The 16,729-nt window shown below is 66.7% G+C and carries 16 protein-coding genes; 10 read left to right on the forward strand and 6 right to left on the reverse strand.

Going from position 1 to position 16,729, the window contains the following annotated elements:
* Nucleotides 1-211: 211 nt before the first annotated feature.
* The 5 genes from ACUXVE_RS13960 to ACUXVE_RS13980 all read right to left on the reverse strand — a co-directional run bounded on the left by ACUXVE_RS13960 (nt 212) and on the right by ACUXVE_RS13980 (nt 2,722).
* Nucleotides 212-751, reverse strand: coding sequence for a chemotaxis protein CheW (locus ACUXVE_RS13960; protein ID WP_445514616.1), 540 nt, complete (start codon nt 749-751; stop codon nt 212-214).
* Between the two features lie 75 nt (nt 752-826).
* Entirely contained in the window at nt 827-1,285 is a 459-nt protein-coding gene (locus ACUXVE_RS13965; protein WP_445514617.1) for an SRPBCC family protein, read from the reverse strand.
* Between the two features lie 2 nt (nt 1,286-1,287).
* A complete protein-coding gene (locus ACUXVE_RS13970; protein ID WP_100436164.1) occupies nt 1,288-1,602 on the reverse strand; it encodes an ArsR/SmtB family transcription factor in 315 nt (104 codons plus the stop codon).
* A gap of 8 nt (nt 1,603-1,610) precedes the next feature.
* On the reverse strand, nt 1,611-2,066 hold the full coding sequence (locus tag ACUXVE_RS13975) for an SRPBCC family protein (RefSeq protein ID WP_445514618.1): 456 nt from the start codon (nt 2,064-2,066) through the stop codon (nt 1,611-1,613).
* 200 nt (nt 2,067-2,266) lie between these two features.
* The gene (locus ACUXVE_RS13980) at nt 2,267-2,722 is read right to left on the reverse strand and encodes a MarR family winged helix-turn-helix transcriptional regulator (protein ID WP_099783733.1); all 456 of its coding nucleotides are present in this window, start codon (nt 2,720-2,722) and stop codon (nt 2,267-2,269) included.
* An 82-nt stretch (nt 2,723-2,804) separates the two neighbouring features.
* Between ACUXVE_RS13980 and ACUXVE_RS13985 the strand changes: the two genes are divergently transcribed.
* Nucleotides 2,805-3,899, forward strand: a complete 1,095-nt coding sequence (locus tag ACUXVE_RS13985) for an FAD-dependent oxidoreductase (protein ID WP_445514619.1) — start codon at nt 2,805-2,807, stop codon at nt 3,897-3,899.
* A gap of 120 nt (nt 3,900-4,019) precedes the next feature.
* Complete coding sequence (locus ACUXVE_RS13990) at nt 4,020-5,789, forward strand: oleate hydratase (RefSeq protein ID WP_445514620.1); 1,770 nt, start codon at nt 4,020-4,022, stop codon at nt 5,787-5,789.
* 93 nt (nt 5,790-5,882) lie between these two features.
* Here ACUXVE_RS13990 and ACUXVE_RS13995 read toward each other — a convergent pair whose 3' ends face one another.
* Nucleotides 5,883-6,884 carry a helix-turn-helix domain-containing protein gene (locus ACUXVE_RS13995; RefSeq protein ID WP_032976126.1) on the reverse strand — a complete coding sequence of 334 codons (1,002 nt, stop codon included), beginning with the start codon at nt 6,882-6,884 and terminating at the stop codon, nt 5,883-5,885.
* Between the two features lie 248 nt (nt 6,885-7,132).
* On the opposite strand from ACUXVE_RS13995, the gene ACUXVE_RS14000 reads away from it, so the two are divergent.
* The 8 genes from ACUXVE_RS14000 (at nt 7,133) to ACUXVE_RS14035 (ending at nt 16,720) form a co-directional block, all read left to right on the forward strand.
* A complete protein-coding gene (locus ACUXVE_RS14000) occupies nt 7,133-9,709 on the forward strand; it encodes a TonB-dependent receptor plug domain-containing protein (protein ID WP_445514621.1) in 2,577 nt (858 codons plus the stop codon).
* Between the two features lie 51 nt (nt 9,710-9,760).
* Nucleotides 9,761-10,342, forward strand: coding sequence for an FMN reductase (gene msuE / locus ACUXVE_RS14005; RefSeq protein WP_445514622.1), 582 nt, complete (start codon nt 9,761-9,763; stop codon nt 10,340-10,342).
* Between the two features lie 148 nt (nt 10,343-10,490).
* Entirely contained in the window at nt 10,491-10,853 is a 363-nt protein-coding gene (locus ACUXVE_RS14010; protein ID WP_025874933.1) for a DUF3088 family protein, read from the forward strand.
* A gap of 14 nt (nt 10,854-10,867) precedes the next feature.
* On the forward strand, nt 10,868-11,845 hold the full coding sequence (locus ACUXVE_RS14015; RefSeq protein WP_222389843.1) for an LLM class flavin-dependent oxidoreductase: 978 nt from the start codon (nt 10,868-10,870) through the stop codon (nt 11,843-11,845).
* A gap of 16 nt (nt 11,846-11,861) precedes the next feature.
* Nucleotides 11,862-13,205 (forward strand): LLM class flavin-dependent oxidoreductase, encoded by a 1,344-nt coding sequence (locus ACUXVE_RS14020; protein WP_445514623.1) that lies wholly within the window; start codon nt 11,862-11,864, stop codon nt 13,203-13,205.
* A 4-nt stretch (nt 13,206-13,209) separates the two neighbouring features.
* Nucleotides 13,210-14,430, forward strand: coding sequence for a M20 aminoacylase family protein (locus tag ACUXVE_RS14025; protein ID WP_059063979.1), 1,221 nt, complete (start codon nt 13,210-13,212; stop codon nt 14,428-14,430).
* A complete protein-coding gene (locus tag ACUXVE_RS14030; protein WP_445514624.1) occupies nt 14,427-14,987 on the forward strand; it encodes a GNAT family N-acetyltransferase in 561 nt (186 codons plus the stop codon). The genes ACUXVE_RS14025 and ACUXVE_RS14030 overlap by 4 nt, the downstream gene beginning before the upstream one ends.
* Complete coding sequence (locus tag ACUXVE_RS14035; RefSeq protein WP_445514625.1) at nt 14,984-16,720, forward strand: amino acid ABC transporter permease/ATP-binding protein; 1,737 nt, start codon at nt 14,984-14,986, stop codon at nt 16,718-16,720. The genes ACUXVE_RS14030 and ACUXVE_RS14035 overlap by 4 nt, the downstream gene beginning before the upstream one ends.
* Nucleotides 16,721-16,729: the final 9 nt, after the last annotated feature.

The following is a 16,729-nucleotide window of genomic DNA, read 5'->3' on the forward strand; positions in this document are numbered from 1 at the left end:
TGTTCTTGGGGGGGTGGGGGGCGCGGGGGCTACGGGGGGACGTTCAGTTGTTGGCGGCGCGGAGGTTTACCGGCGGCCGCTGCGCTCGCCGGGCATGGCCCGGCGCTACCGTGGTGCGGGGCATGGCGCGACGAGACGGTGGTGTGGGGTATGGCGCGACGAGACGGTGCTGTGGGGCGTGGCCCGGCGAGACCGTGTGCGGTGAACCGCGTTATCGAAGCCGGGTGGGGTCAATCAGGGGAATCTCGCCGAGGGCTTCGAACGCGATGCGATGGCTGCAGAACCCGAACGGGGTGTCCGCGGCGGGCCGCACGTTGTGGCGTGGCACGCTTTCGATGTCCCGTACCTCGTCTACGGCCAAGGCAAAGGTCTCCGTGCCGGCCTGCATCAGCAGCATGGCCGGGCAGCCATGAGCGAACCCGCTCAAGCCGATGGCCTGACGCAGGTCGACCACCGGCAGTGCGTGGCCGCGCACGGTGAGGCGCGGGCGCGCGCCACTGCCGGGGCGATCAAAGGTTTCCGGGCCACGAATTTCAATCGCGGCTTCGACATCGATGGCAAACAGGTGGGTACCGGCCCGCACAACAACAACTTCAATGAAGGCTGGCGACGACGGGGCCGGTTCACCGGCCGAAGGGGAAGAGGGCTGCAAGAGGAACCTGTGGAAGGGTATTGAAACTGCAACGCAATGATGCCGTGTTGACGTGACGTAACGCGTACTTTGCGGACGAGCGGCCAGCACGCGTTGCATGCGTCGTTCAGCGGGATCAAGGCGCCTTCACGGGTTGGCTTGGGCCGTGGGCGGATTGCCAGCCATGGGCTGGCACTACTGTGGCTTGGCGAAGACGTCCAGGCCTTTGCCGGTTTCAAGCAGCGATTTCAGGCTCGACAGCACGATCGGCCAGCCTTGGCGGATGCCGGTATCCATGGCGCTGCCCGGTTCCAGCTCGTCATGGGTCACCGTCAGCTTGACCATGTCCTCATACGGCACGATCTCGAACGTCACCCGGCTGTAGGCCTTCGGGTTGTCCGCCTGCGAGGCGGCGGCCCAGGTGATCACCAGTCGCGAGGGTGGGGTGTTTTCCACCACTTCGCCCACCAGTTCGACCTTGCGCTCGTCATTGGCGCGCACGTGCTGCCAGCGCGAGCCGGGTTTCCAGTCCGATACGTTTTCGTGCCCCCAGTAGGTGCGGGCAATCTCCGGCCGGGTGATGGCTTTGAACACCTTCTGCGGCGTGGAGGCGATATAGATCACGTGGATGAAACGGGTGGATTCAGCGCTCATCGTCATTCTCCTTCCAGTTCCTGTTTGAGGTCATGCAGCAGGCTCAGGCGCTGCTGCTCGAACTTGCTTACCCAGCGCGTATAGACATCGTGCAGCGGCACCGGGTTGATGAAGTGCAGCTTCTCGCGGCCACGCCTGACGGTGCTGATCAGGTTGGCGTCTTCCAGCAGGCCCAGGTGCTGGGTAACCGATTGCCGGGCCATCTGCAGGTGCTCGCAGAGCTGCCCCAGCGTCTGCCCGTTGCGTTCGCACAGCAGGTCCAACAACGTGCGGCGCGTGGGGTCGGCCAGTGCCTTGAACACCTTGTCTGCATCCATGGGGGGCTTCAGTTCCAGTTGTCGATCTTGACGTCGTGCGGGCTGGGCTGGCCGCGCCCGGTTTCCAGCAGGGATTTCAGGCTCATCAGGAAGATGGCCCACTTGGTGCTGCAGTGGTGCATGAACTCCACGCGCTCCTTCCAGCCTTCATGGCTGAACAGCACGATGCAGTAGTCGCCGTCCTGGTGCAGGGCGAAGCGCGCGGTGGTGCCGATCCATTCCGGTGGGCCGTCGATGAATTCCCACAGCACCCGCTCGTTCGGCTGCAGCTGCAGCAGCTTCATCTGCATGACGCCGATTTCCTGGCCGTTGGCGGTGAAGCGGGCGGTGACGGTGCCGCCGGGGTGGCGGTCGCCGGTGGTGTCCTCGGCCCACCAGGCGGCGATGCCTTCGGGGGTGGCCAGGGCCTGGTAGACCTGGGCTGATGGGGCGTTGATGCCGACTCTGTGAGCGATATCCACCATGACTGTGGCTCCACGGTGGGCGGCGGGGTGCCGTCCGTGGGGTCACAATAGGCAGGTAAATGCCTGCATGTCAACTCCGCCGCCGTGAACGCACGGCCGTGGTAGTGCCGGCCGCTGGCCGGCAGCCTGGGAGTGTGGGGTGATTGCGGTTGCCGGCCAGCGGCCGGCACTACCAGGTCGCGCGTGCGATTGGCGGCGTTTCAGTTTTCCGCGTCCTGCAGTGCTGCATGCAGTTTGTCGGTGATCTGCTGCAGCGCGGCCAGGTCATCGGCTGAGAGATGATCGAGGAAATTCCGGCGCACGCTGGCGACGTGTACCGGCCGTGCTGCGCTCAGCTGGGTGCGACCTTCTGCGGTCATGCGGATCACCACCACGTTGTCACTGTCGGTGTCGCGCTCGATCAGGCCACGGCCGGCCATGCGGGTGAGCTGGTGCGAGAGTCGGGTCTTGTCCCATTCCAGGTAGTCCAGCAGTTCGCGCTGGCGGCGGCAGCGGTCCTTGGCCTTGCTCAGTTCCATCAGCACGACAAAGTCGGCACTGGAGAGTCCGGTGCTGCGGGTGATGTCGTGGACGATGCGGCCGGAGGTGATCTCGGCCATGCGCCGGAAGCCGCGCCAAGCGGCCCACTCGTCAGGGGTGATGGTGGGTGGGGTCATGCGCCCACGTTGCCCGTGGTTGGTTGACGTGTCAACCAGAACGCCTTACGGTTGACGTATCAACCACCCCGCAGGTCGTCTCATGCCGCATCCCCCACGTATTGCCATCATCGGCGCGGGCCCCGCCGGCCTGACCGCGGCGCTCATCCTGCATCGCGGCGGCCATCGCGTGAGCGTGTACGAGGGCGAGTCGTCCGGGCAGCAGCGTACCCAGGGCGGCACGCTGGACCTGCACGAGGACTCCGGCCAGGTGGCGTTGCAGCGCGCCGGTCTGCTGGAGGCGTTCCGGGCGGTAGCGCGCCATGAAGGCCAGGAGGCGCGGATGGGTGATCCGTGGTCCGGGGCGATTGCCGCAGGAGGGTTCGGGCCGGAGGGAAGCATGGACAAGCCGGAGATCGACCGTGGCGACCTGCGCCAGCTGCTGCTGGATGCGTTGCCGGCCGACGCGGTGCAGTGGGGCCATTGCCTGAGCGAGATGGAACCTGCAGATGCCGGCCGCCACAGCCTGCGCTTCGCCAATGGCGTGCAGGCCGAGGCGGACATCGTGATTGGTGCCGATGGTGCATGGTCGAAGGTGCGCGCTGCGTTGAGTGCCTGCCAGCCGCTGCCGACCGGCATTACCTTCTTTGAAGGATGGATCGCGCAGCCTGCGGCGGATATCGCGGGCATGGTGGGGCAGGGCAGCCTGTTCTGCTTTGGCGGTGAGGAGGCGCTGTTCGTGCAGCGCAACAGCGGCGATCGATTCTGCGTGTACGCGGCGCTGAAGCGGCCTTCTGATTGGCTTGATGCGCAGATCGCGCAACAAGGCATGCGCGCGCTGGTGACCGGCAGCTACACCGGCTGGGCACCGAACCTGCGGCGGCTGCTGGAGGCGTGCACCGACTTCGTGCGGCGGCCGATCTACAGCCTGCCGGCGGATTTCCGCTGGACACCGCGCAACGGCGTGACGCTGATCGGCGATGCTGCCCATCTGATGCCGCCGGTGGGCGTGGGCGTGAACCTGGCGATGCTGGACGCGTCGGACGTGGCGATGGCGTTGTGTGCGCAGCCGGATGCGGTGAGTGCAATCCGCCACGCCGAGTCCATTGTCTGTGAGCGCGCCAGCGCGCTGATGCCGGACGCCATCGACGGGTTCCAGCGCTGGTTCACTACCGAGACGACGGCTGACGGCGGTTGAGGCCGCTGGAAACGCGAGGACAGCAAGCACCTGCGTCACTGCGTCGCAGCCTTTCTGCAGGATGCGGTACATCGGTTCGGCGCTAGAGTGGGGGCTACCCCATCCAGGAAGGAGACGCGCATGTACTACAGCAGTGGCAACTACGAGGCCTTCGCGCGCCCGCGCAAGCCGGCGGGCGTGGACAACAAGACGGCCTGGTTCGTGGGTTCGGGCCTGGCCTCGCTGGCCGGTGCGGCGTTCCTGGTGCGCGATGGGCGCATGCCCGGCGAGCGCATCACCATCCTGGAACAGCAGCAGATTGCCGGTGGCGCGCTGGATGGCCTGAAGGTGCCGGAGAAGGGCTTCGTGATCCGCGGCGGCCGCGAGATGGAAGACCACTTCGAGTGCCTGTGGGATCTGTTCCGTTCGATTCCGTCGTTGGAAATCGACGACGCCAGTGTGCTGGACGAGTTCTACTGGCTGAACAAGGACGACCCGAACTATTCGCTGCAGCGTGCCACGATCAATCGCGGCGAAGATGCGCATACCGATGGCTTGTTCACCCTGAGCGAGCAGGCGCAGAAGGACGTGATCGCGCTGTTCCTGGCCACCCGGCAGGAGATGGAGAACAAGCGCATCAACGAGGTACTGGGCCGCGATTTCCTCGACAGCAATTTCTGGCTGTACTGGCGCACGATGTTCGCGTTCGAGGAGTGGCACTCGGCGCTGGAGATGAAGCTGTACCTGCATCGTTTCATCCACCATATCGGCGGGCTGCCGGATTTCTCGGCGCTGAAGTTCACCAAGTACAACCAGTACGAATCGCTGGTGCTGCCGCTGGTGAAGTGGCTGCAGGAGCGCGGCGTGCGGTTCCAGTACGGCACTGAAGTGACCGATGTTGACTTCGACCTGCAGGAGGGCCGCAAGCAGGCCACGCGCATCCACTGGAAACGGGATGGCTTGGCTGGTGGCGTGGACCTGGGCGCGGACGATCTGGTGTTCATGACGATCGGCTCGCTGACCGAGAATTCCGACAACGGTGACCACCACACCGCTGCGCGCTTGAATGAAGGCCCGGCACCGGCGTGGGACCTGTGGCGGCGCATCGCGGCCAAGGATGCGGCGTTCGGGCGCCCGGATGTATTCGGTGCGCATATACCGGAAACCAAGTGGGAATCGGCGACGGTAACCACGTTGGACGCGCGCATTCCGGCGTACATCAAGAAGATTGCCAAGCGCGATCCGTTCAGCGGCAAGGTGGTGACCGGCGGCATCGTGAGCGTGCGCGATTCGCGCTGGCTGATGAGCTGGACGGTGAACCGCCAGCCGCACTTCAAGAACCAGCCGAAGGGCCAGATCGTGGTGTGGGTGTATTCGCTGTTCGTGGATACGCCGGGTGATTACGTGAACAAGCCGATGCAGGACTGCACCGGCGAGGAGATCACCCGCGAATGGCTGTACCACCTGGGTGTGCCGGTGGAGGAGATCGACGAGCTGGCGGCGACCGGGGCGAAGACAGTGCCGGTGATGATGCCGTACATCACCGCGTTCTTCATGCCGCGCCAGGCCGGTGACCGCCCGGACGTGGTGCCGGAGGGTGCGGTGAACTTCGCCTTCATCGGCCAGTTTGCCGAATCGAAGCAGCGCGACTGCATCTTCACCACCGAGTATTCGGTACGCACGCCGATGGAAGCGGTGTACACGCTGCTGGGCATCGAGCGCGGCGTGCCGGAGGTGTTCAATTCCACCTACGACGTGCGCACGCTGCTGGCAGCGACCGGGCGTCTTCGCGATGGCAAGGAACTGGACATTCCGGGGCCGGCGTTCCTGCGCAACCTGCTGATGAACAAGCTGGACAAGACCCAGATTGGCGGGCTGCTGCGCGAGTTCGGGCTGGTGCAGGACGATTGAGGTAGCGGGGCGCAGGTAGCGCCGGGTCATGCCCGGCGTCCCGCGCTGCAGTGGCCGCTTCGCTCGCCGGGCATGACCCGGCGCTACCGGGACTCAGCAACCCACCAGCCGGTCGGCGCTGAGGCCACTGCGGTGCTGGTTGCGGTATTCGATGGGGCTGGCGTCGACCATGCCGCGGAAGTGCCGGCGGAACGATTCCTGCGAGCCGAACCCCGCCTGTTCGGCCACCCATTGCAGCGGGCGGTCGGTGGTTTCCAGCAGTTCGCGTGCGTAGGCCACGCGTTCGCGGATGAGCCAGTCGATGGGCGACAGGCCGGTGGCTTCCAGGAACTGCCGCTGCAGGGTGCGTTGGCTGAGTGCGGCCTGTTCGGCCAGGCTGCCCAGCGAATGCGGCTCGCGCAGGTTGCGGCGCATCCATTCCATCAGTTTCGCCAGCCGCGTGGGCTCGCCCAGCGGGATCGCGCGGCTGACCCGCTGGCTGCGTTCGGCATCGCGCCAGGGCGCCAGCACCAGCCGTTCGGCCACCAGATTGGCCACGCGCGCGCCGTAATCCTTGCGCACCATGTGCAGCATCATGTCCATGCCGGTGGCCGAGCCGGCCGAGGTGATGATGCTGCCAGCGTCCACGTACAGCACATCGTCGCGCACGTGGATGCGCGGAAATTCGCGGGCCAGCGTTTCGGTGAGGCGCCAGTGGGTGGTGGCCTGGCGACCATCGAGCAGGCCAGCCCAGGCGAGCACGAATGCACCGGAGCAGATGGAGGTGATGCGTGCGCCGCGCGCATGGGCGCGGGTAAGGGCATCAAGCAACGCCTGCGGCGGGCGCTCGCTGGGTTCGCGCCAGCCGGGAATGACGATGATGTCGGCGTCGTCGACAGCGCTCAGATCGTAGGGCAGCTGCACCTGTGCACTGCCGAGCATGCGCAGTGCACCGGGCTCGCCAGCGCAGAGCTGGGTGCGGTACCAGGCCACGCCCAGTTCAGGGCGGATGGGCGCGAACAGGCCGACCGCGCAGCCGAATTCGAACAGGCCCTGGCCGTGGCAGGCCACGATGGCGACGGTGGGCGCGGTCGGATCGGCAGGCAGGGTGGGCATGGCTTGATGCTACCGATGAAGGTGCCTGCGCCAGCGTGTCGTGGCGGCATGAGGTGATGCCCGTGCGGCATATGGCCGGTGGCCGGTTTTCGTTGGCGCCGGACGCGCGCACGTTGCTGCGTAAGGTCATTACCAGCAGTCATGTGGCTGGCGCGATGTGACGGTCACATGACGCGATATCCGCTGTTGCGTGTTGGGCGTGGGCTCTTGAATGGAGGCGTGTCTCCGGCCCACCCCCACGAGCCCCCATGCCTGCTGCCCACACTCCTGCGCTGTCCACGCTCTCCCTGCTGATTGCCGCCACGCTTGCCGCTGCCCCGGCGTACGCGGCTGAGGCCGATGCACCGTCGGCGACCACTGCCACTTCTGCGAACCTTGCCGCGTCCACGCTGGATGCGGTGGTGGTCACCGGTTCACGCACCAGCACGCGAACGGTGAAGAACAGCTCGACACCGATCGACGTGATTTCCGCCGAGGACCTGGCCGCGACCGGCCAGGCCAACCTGCTGGAAGCGCTGCAGCGCAGCCTGCCATCGCTCAGCCAGATCGGCGGTTACCAGAGCGACCAGGAAAGCCTGATCCGCGGTTACCAGCTGCGCAACCTGTCGCCGGGTTACACGCTGGTGCTGGTGAACGGCAAGCGCCGCAACGCCAGCGCGTATGTCAGTGGCGCCAACGGTGGCGGCTATCCCGGCCACGCCTGGGCCGATCTGGCGCTGATTCCGGTGTCGGCCATCGACCATGTGGAGGTGCTGCGCGACGGCGCTTCGGCCATCTATGGTTCGGACGCGATCACCGGAGTGATCAACGTGATCCTGAAATCGCAGGCCCACGGTGGCGATGTGTCGGTGGAGAGCGGGCAGAGCACTGATGGCGACGGCAGCCGCACCAGCGTGCGCGCCAACATCGGCCTGCCGTGGGGCGAGGATGGCTTCATCAACCTGTCCGGCGAGAGCACGCGCCAGCACCATGCGATCCGCACGCGGCGCTACATCGACGGCTACCTGAGTTATCCCGCCGTGGATGGCAACGGCAACCTGGTGGCGCTGCGTCCAAACAACCGCTTGCCGTCTGGAGCGACGCCGAACCCGGCCGAGGCCGGGCGCGATGCCGAGGCCAACATCATCCTCAGCTCGCCGTCGTATGCGCTGAAGGCCTTCGCGGTGAACGTGGGTCATGGGCTGGGCGAGAACGCCCAGTTCTACGCCAATGCGACCGCCAGCGACCGCACCGCGCAGGCGATCCAGAACTTCCGCCTGCCGGCAACGATCTTCACCACCTACAAGGCGCCGGGCGTGCTGAGCGTGTTTCCCGATGGCTTCCTGCCGGTGCTGGAAACCAAGGAGAAGCAGTACACCGGCACGGCTGGGGTGAAGGGCCAGGTTGCGGGGTGGGACTACGACTTCAGCCTGACTGGCAACCGCAACACGGTGCGCACCTACACCCGCAATTCGGTGAACTACTCGCTGCCATACCCCGGCTCGCCGACCGACTTCTATGACGGCAAGCTGGATTACCAGCAGGGCATCGCCAACCTTGATCTGCGTCGCGGCTTCGAGGTGGCGGCTTTCGCATCGCCGCTGGAAGTGAGTGCCGGTGCCGAGTACCAGCACGAACAATACGAACGCGGGGCAGGGCAGTGGGAGTCGTACACCGGTTTTGGTGCGGCTGCCTTCGTCGGCTATTCGACCGCCGATGCGGTGAAGGCCACCCGCAACAGCAAGGCGGTGTACGCCGGTGCAGCGACCAACATCACGTCGCGCTGGTACCTGGACGCCGCCGCGCGCTGGGAAGACCACTCGGACTTCGGCACGGTGTCGACCGGTCGGTTGACCACGCGCTTCGACTTCACCGATGCGCTGGGCGTACGTGCCACGGTCAGCAATGGCTTCCACGCGCCGAGCCTGGGCGCGCAGTTCTACCAGGCCACCGGCAGCTGCCCGTGCGGTACCACGCTGGTGGCACAGGTCGCTTCGCCGGCAGCAGTGGCGCTGGGCGCTACGCCGCTGAAGCCGGAGAAGGCCACCAACTACAGCCTTGGCGTGACCTGGGACCCGAGCCCGGCCTTCCATCTGGCGGTGGATGCGTACCAGATCGACATCCGTGGCCAGCTGGGCCAGTCCAGCCAGATCGGCTACAACGCGCAGGACCCGGCGCGGGTGACCGACAACAGTGGCACCGTGCTGACCGCCGCGCAGAAGAACACCATCGACGCGCTGCTGGGCACGGCCGGCATCAGCATCCTGCCCGGTGATGCGTTCTACGCCAGCTACTTCACCAACGTGGGCGACACCCGCACGCGCGGCGTGGAGCTGACCTTGGAAGCCAACCAGGAAACGCAGTGGGGCAAGCTGCGCTGGAGCTACGCGGCCAATGTCGGCCGCACCACCATCCAGAAAGTGAGCGCGATTCCGCAGGCGCTGCAGGGGCTGCCGAACATCAACCTGCTGACCAAATCCAGTGAGTACGCGCTGCGCTTCCGCTCGCCGTCGTACACGCAGGTGGCGGGGCTGGGTTGGCAGAACGGGCGCTGGCGTTCGAACGTGGACTTCACCTACTACGGCCCGATCAAGCGCCTGAACAACGGCGTGCAGTACAAGCAGCCGCCGGTGCTGGTGACCAACCTGTCCGGTGGCGTGGAGCTGGGTGCCGGTTGGAGCGCGGCGCTGGGCATCAACAACGTGTTCGACAAGCGCACCCGCAGGGTGCCCGCGTACGCACGCAGCGCCACCGATGTGGCCAGCATCGAGACCACCTGGGACAGCGGTGATGTGCTGAGCAACGTCGGGACGTTCTGGTACGGGCGCGTCAATTACCGGTTCTGAGGTTCATGTGAAACGTCGCCGGGCATGGCCCGGCGCTACCGAGGAGGGGTCATGTCTTCTGCATTGAAGGTGGTTGCATTGGTGGGGTCGCCGACCAGTTCGGCGACGTCGCGCACGTTGCTGCTGGTGCGGCATCTGCTGGAAGAACTGCGTGAGCGGATCAACATCAGCGTGGAGCTGGTCGAGCTGGCGCCGATCGCGCGCTCGCTGGGGCAGGCGCTGCAGCGCAGTGAAGTGGAGCCGCAGGTGGAGCGCGCGCTGGCTACGATTGAATCGGCGCAGCTGCTGGTGGCGGCCGCGCCGGTGTATCGCGGGACCTATCCGGGCCTGTTCAAGCACCTGATCGACTTCATCGGGCTGGACGCGCTGGTGGATACGCCAGTGCTGCTGGCGGCTACCGGTGGCAGCGAGCGCCACGCGCTGGTGATCGATCATCAGCTGCGTCCACTCTTCAGCTTCCTGCAGGCGCATACGTTGCCGATCGGGGTGTATGCCACGCCAGCCGACTTCGACGGCGACCGGATCAACAGCGCTGCACTGCAGGCGCGCATCCAGCTGGCGGCCGAGCGCGCGGCTGGCCACCTGACGCCGCTGGCGGCATCCGCAGCACCGCCACTGCGACGGATTGCCTAGCGCCGCGCCATGACCTTATTGCCAACCTGCATCTGCATGGCCGGATCCGACCGTGGATTGTCGAGTTCCGGCGCTGGCATCGGGCCGTCCTTCTCTAGCATCGATATCGAAGCGGCAGTGCATTGCCGGCCCCTACGAGGACGATCCCGTGGCTGTAGACGCAACCCACAAACCCATCCTGTTCCTGCTGGACCGCGAGTTCGAGGACGGCCAGCTGCCCGGCCAACGCTTCTTCTGCCGGCACAGCCTGCTGCTGGAAGGTGCGCTGTCGAGCATCGAGGGCCTGGACGCACAGCTGGATGTGCGCCGCATCGGCTTCAGCCGGCCGCGCCGCGAGGTGATCGCCGAGATCGGTGAGCAGGACCAGTCGCTGCCGAAGCTGGTGCTGCCGCAGGGCGTGGTCAACGAGCACGCCAGTGGCGAGTACCAGCAACGCCAGTATATCTCCGGTGCCGAGCCGATCCTGGCGGCACTGAATGGCCTGCTCGGCATTCCCGTGGCCCATCCCTGAGTGAGGACGTGACGATGAGCTACCTCACCAGCGTGTTGGACAAGAGCCCGGTGGCCGACGGCAGCACGCCCGAACAAGCGCTGCGCAACAGCCTGCAGTTGGCGCAGCGCGCCGAGCAACTGGGTTACCACCGCTACTGGTTTGCCGAACACCATGCCGCGCCGACGCTGGCCAGCCCGGCACCGGAAGTGCTGGCGGCGTGGGTGCTGGCGCAGACCCGGCGCATCCGCATCGGCAGTGGCGGGGTGATGCTGCGCCACTACGCCCCCTACAAGGTGGCCGAGAATTTCAATCTGCTGGCCGCCCTTGCGCCCGGACGCGTGGATCTGGGCGTGGGCAAGGCGCCGGGTGGTCTGCCGGCATCGACTGCCGCACTGGCCGCCGGTCGCCCGGCATTCGCCGATTTCGACCAGCAGCTGCGCGACCTGGAAGGCTATCTGTCCGATGCGCAGGCCGACGCTCAGGCGCGACCGATTCCGCAGACGCCGCCGGAGCGCTTCCTGCTGGGCGCGAGTCCACAGAGTGCGCGGCAGGCCGCAGAGCTCGGCTGGCGCTTCGTCTACGCCGCGCACTTCGATGGCGACCCGAAGCACATCGAGGCCGCCTTCCAGGCCTATCGCGCGGTATCCACGCATGCACCGCTGCTGGCGACCGTGGCCTTCGCCGCGCCCACCAGCGAGGCCGCCGCTCGTCACATTGGCGCGTTGCGGGTCTACAAGCTGCACCTCGCCCCAGGGCAGACGGTGAACCTGCCCAGTCCCGAGGCCGCTGCCGAATACGCGCGGCAGGTGGGGGTTGCTGATTTCCGCATCGAAGAGACACGCCCCAGCGTGCTCTCTGGCGATGCGCAGCATGTACGCAGCGAACTGGATGCGCTGCACCGCCGCTTCGGCGTCGGTGAATTCATCCTCGACGCGCCGGTGGCCGACCTCGACGCACGCCTGACGTCCCTTGAACTGCTGTCGCCCGCGCCCCGCGCGGCGGTGGCCTGACTGCTGGAGCCACCCCATGAGCACGACCCCGCGTCCCATCCCCTTCGGCATCATGCTGCAGGGCCCCGGCAGCCACATGCATGCGTGGAAGCACCCGTCCAACGTGCCCGATGCCAGCGTCAACCTGGGCTACTACATCGACATCGCGCGTACCGCCGAGGACAACGGCATTGCCTTCGGCTTCGTTGCCGACGGGCTGTACATCAACGAGAAGTCGATCCCGCATTTCCTCAACCGCTTCGAGCCGATCTCGCTGCTGTCGGCGCTGGCGACGGCGACGAAGAAGATCGGCCTGGCCGGCACGCTCTCCACCTCGTACAGCGATCCGTTCACCGTGGCGCGCCAGTTCGCCTCGCTGGATCTGCTCAGCGGTGGCCGTGCAGGGTGGAACGTGGTGACCTCGCCGCTGGAAGGCTCGGGCCGCAATTACGGGCGTCCGCATCCGGAACACGCGCTGCGTTACCAGATTGCCGACGAATACCTGGAGGTGGTGCAGGGCCTGTGGGATTCGTGGGATGACGATGCGTTCGTGCGTGACCGCGACAGCGGCACGTTCTTCGCGCCGGAGAAGTTCCGCCGCCTCGACCACAAGGGCCGCTTCTTCCAGGTGGAAGGCCCACTCAACATCCAGCGCTCGCCGCAGGGGCAGCCGGTGATTTTCCAGGCCGGATCGTCCGACGATGGCATTGCGTTGGCTGGCAAGTACGCCGATGCGGTGTTCACCCACGCGCCGTCGCTGGAGGAGACCCGTACGTTCACCCAGAAGGTGAAGAACTCGGCGATCGCCCATGGCCGCAGCGCCGGTGACGTCAAGATCTTCCCGGGCATCGGCCCGATCGTCGGCCGCACGGCGGAAGACGCCGAGGCCAAGTACCAGGCGATTGCCGCGCTGGCCGGGCTGGACGATGCCCTGGCGTATCTCGGCCGCTTCTTCGACCACCATGATTTCAGCCAGTACGACCCGGATGCACCGTTCCCGGAGCTGGGTGACATCGGCGCCAATTCCTTCCGTTCCACCACCGACCGCATCAAGCAGGATGCGCGCGAGCAGGGCCTGAGCCTGCGCCAGGTGGCACTGCAGGCGGTGAGCCCGCGGCCGAACTTCATCGGCACGCCGGAACATGTGGCCGACGAACTGATCCGCTGGTTCGACGCCGGTGCAAGCGATGGCTTCATCCTCGGCTTCGCGGCGCAACGCGAAGGCCTGGACGATTTCGTGAGCCACGTGCTGCCGATCCTGCAGGCGCGCGGCTACCACCAGCGCGAGCTGGAGGGACAGACCCTGCGCGAGCATCTGGGCCTGCCGTACAAGGCCAGCCGCCATGCAAGCGACGCCGAACCGGCGCGGAAGGTGGGGTAGGGCGATGAGCGGAGAAAACGCGGTAGCGCCGGGCCATGCCCGGCGGAGTTCCCCAACGACTGGCGTGCTGCCGGAAATCGCGGCACGTGCCGAACAGGCCATCGCGATCCGCCACGACCTGCACCAGCACCCGGAACTGGCCTTCGAAGAACACCGCACCAGCGCCCGCGTGGCCGAGCTGCTGCAGCAATGGGGCTATGCGGTCAGCACCGGCATCGGTGGCACCGGCGTGGTCGGTACGTTGCAGCGCGGTCAGGGCCGTCGCCGGTTGGGTCTGCGCGCCGACATCGATGCGCTGCCGATCCACGAAGAATCCGGGCTGGCCTATGCCAGCCAGCGCGAAGGCCTGATGCACGCCTGCGGCCACGATGGCCACACCGCCATCCTGCTCTCGGCCGCGCACTATCTGGCCCACCACGGGCGTTTCGATGGCACCTTGCAGCTGGTGTTCCAGCCGGCCGAGGAAACCGGCTCGGGCGCTTCGAAGATGATCGCCGATGGCCTGTTCGAACGCTTCCCCGTCGATGCCATCTATGGCCTGCACAACTGGCCGGGCGTGCCGGTGGGGCACTTCGGCTTCGTCGACGGACCGGCGATGGCCTCGGTAGACTGGGCGCGTCTACGGGTGATCGGCAAGGGCGGCCACGGCGCCGAGCCGCAGGGCAGCGTCGATCCGATCCTGGCTGCCGCGCACATCATCACCGCGCTGCAGAGCGTGGTGTCGCGCAATGTCGATCCGCGGCAGATGGGCGTGGTCACCGTCGGCTCGATCCACGGTGGGCAGGCGGCCAATGTCATCCCCGACGTGGTGGAGCTGAAGCTGACCGTGCGCGCCTACCTGCCGGCGGTGCGCGATACGCTGCGCCGGCGGGTCACCGACATTGCCGAGCAGACCGCCGCTGCCTTCGGTGCGCGTGCCGAGATCGAATTCCCGCGTGGCTTCCCCAGCGTGATCAACCACCCCGAGCAGACAGCCTACATCCGCGAGGTGGCGGTACAGGGGTTCGGTGCGGGGCAGGTGGTGGAGGCCTTCGCACCGCGTACCGCCAGCGAGGACTTCGCCTTCCTGCTGCAGGCGCGGCCGGGCAGCTTCGTGTTCGTCGGCAACGGCGACAGCGCGCCGCTGCACAGCCCGCGCTATGTGTTCAACGACGCGGCCATCGCCCCGGCGGCCAGCCTGTGGGCGCGTCTGGCCGAGCACTATCTGGTGGAGGACGTGGCATGAGCGTGCGGTACGACAATGATCGCTTCCTGTACACCTCGGTGGACGACCCGCTGGCGCGCCCATTGTTCGACGGCCTGGAGCAGGAGTACGACCACCGCTATGCGGACGTGCGCCGGCGTATCGGTGGAAGTGCTCGCGAGGAGCTGCAGCGCTATCCGGCCGAAGCCTTCGCTGCCCCGGTCGGTGCGTTCGTGCTGCTGCTGCGCGACGGCGTGGCGATTTCCGGCGGCGCCCTCATGCCGCATCGCGATGAGGACACCGCCGAGTTCAAACGCATCTGGACGCTGCCTGGCCTGCGTCGGCAGGGCATCGCCCGGCGCGTGCTGCAGGAACTGGAAGACCAGGCTGCACGGCAGGGCTATCGGCGTGTATTCCTGACCACCGGCTTCCGCCAGCCCGAGGCGGTCGGCCTGTATCTCAGCCACGGCTACACCGCGTTGTTCGATCTGCATGCGGACCCGGAAACCATCGCGCATCTGCCGTTCGAGAAACACCTGGTGCCACAGCCACAGGCGGGCGACGCAGCTACCCTCGCACTGCAGGGAGCGGCGGCATGAGTACGCCTTCCACTGCCATCGAGGGCATTGTCCGCCAGCCGGCCACGGCGCTGAAGATCGTGCCGGCGCGGCATCCGTTGCAGGTGATCGGCACGGTGTTGGCACTCGCGCTGATCCTGATCGGCCTGCAGTCGGTGCTGGGCAATCCGCGCTGGGGCTGGGGCACGTTCGCCGAGTGGTTCTTTGCCCCGCCGGTACTGGAAGGGTTGGGGCGAACGCTGCTGCTGACCGCACTCGGTACCGGCCTCGGCTTCGCGCTGGGCACCTTGCTGGCCTTGGCCCGGGTCTCCGGTTCACCGCTGTTGTCGGCAGTGTCGTGGGGCTACGTGTGGCTGTTCCGTTCGATTCCGCTGCTGGTGCTGTTGCTGCTGCTGAACAACCTGGGTTACCTGTACAGCACCATCGAACTGGGCGTTCCATTCACCGGCATCAGCCTGTTCTCGTACCCGACCACGCAGCTGATCGGCGTGTTCACTGCCGCCGTGCTCGGCCTCACCTTGAACCAGGCGGCGTTCTCGGCCGAGGTGATCCGTGGTGGCATCCTGTCGGTCGACCACGGCCAGTACGAGGCGGCCGCAGCGTTGGGCCTGCCGCGTGGGCGCCAGGTGCGCCGCATCATCCTGCCGCAGGCGATGCGTTCGATCCTGCCTGCAGCGTTCAATGATGTGATCGGCCTGGCCAAGAGCACCTCGGTGGTCTACGTGCTGGCGTTGCCGGAGCTGTTCTACACCGTGCAAGTGATCTACCGGCGCAACCTGGAGGTAGTGCCGCTGCTGATGGTGGCTACCGTCTGGTACCTGGTGATCCTGACGGTGCTTTCGCTGCTGCAGCGGCGGGTGGAGCAGCGCTTTGCCCGCGGCCAGCTGCAGCACGAGCGCAACGTGTCGCGGGTATCGTCTGCAGCACCGCGGGCGGCGACCGCTGCACGCGTGCCCAGCCGCGCGGCATTTGCCGTGCCGATCGAGGCCGGAACGGGCGCGGCTGTGTCCCTGCAGGGCGTGGGCAAGGCCTTCGGCGAGCAGACGGTGCTTGATGACGTGCATCTGGAACTGAGGGCCGGCAGCGTGACGGTGCTGATCGGTCCGTCCGGTGCGGGCAAGTCCACGCTGCTGCGGCTGATCAATCATCTTGAACGCGCTGACAGCGGCTTCGTCACCGTGGGCGGCCAGCTGATCGGTTACCGCCGCGACGGCGACACCCTGTACGAGTTGCCGGAAGGCGAGATCCGCCGTCGCCGCGCGGAAGTCGGCATGGTGTTCCAGGGCTTCAACCTGTTCCCGCACATGACCGCACTGGAGAACATCATCGAAGCGCCCATCGCGGTGCGCGGCATTTCGCGCGCCCAGGCCGAGCAGCAGGCACGCACCCTGCTGGAGCGGGTGGGGCTGGCCGACAAGGCCGATGCTTTCCCGCGCCAGCTGTCTGGCGGCCAGCAGCAGCGTGTGGCCATCGCCCGCGCGCTGGCCCTGCAGCCGAAGGTACTGCTGTTCGACGAGCCGACCTCCGCGTTGGACCCGGAGCTGGTGTCGGAGGTGCTGAGCGTGATCGAGGAACTGGCCAGTTCCGGCACCACGCTGGTGATCGTCACCCACGAACTGGGCTTCGCCCGCCGCGTGGCCGACCACGTGGTGATGATGGACCAGGGCCGGGTGATCGAGCAGGGCACACCGGACGCGCTGTTTGAACACCCGCGCCAGCAACGCACCGCCGATTTCCTGGCCAAGACCCTGTAACCCTTTTTC

The sequence above is a fragment of the Stenotrophomonas sp. 3(2025) genome (genome assembly GCF_052665395.1).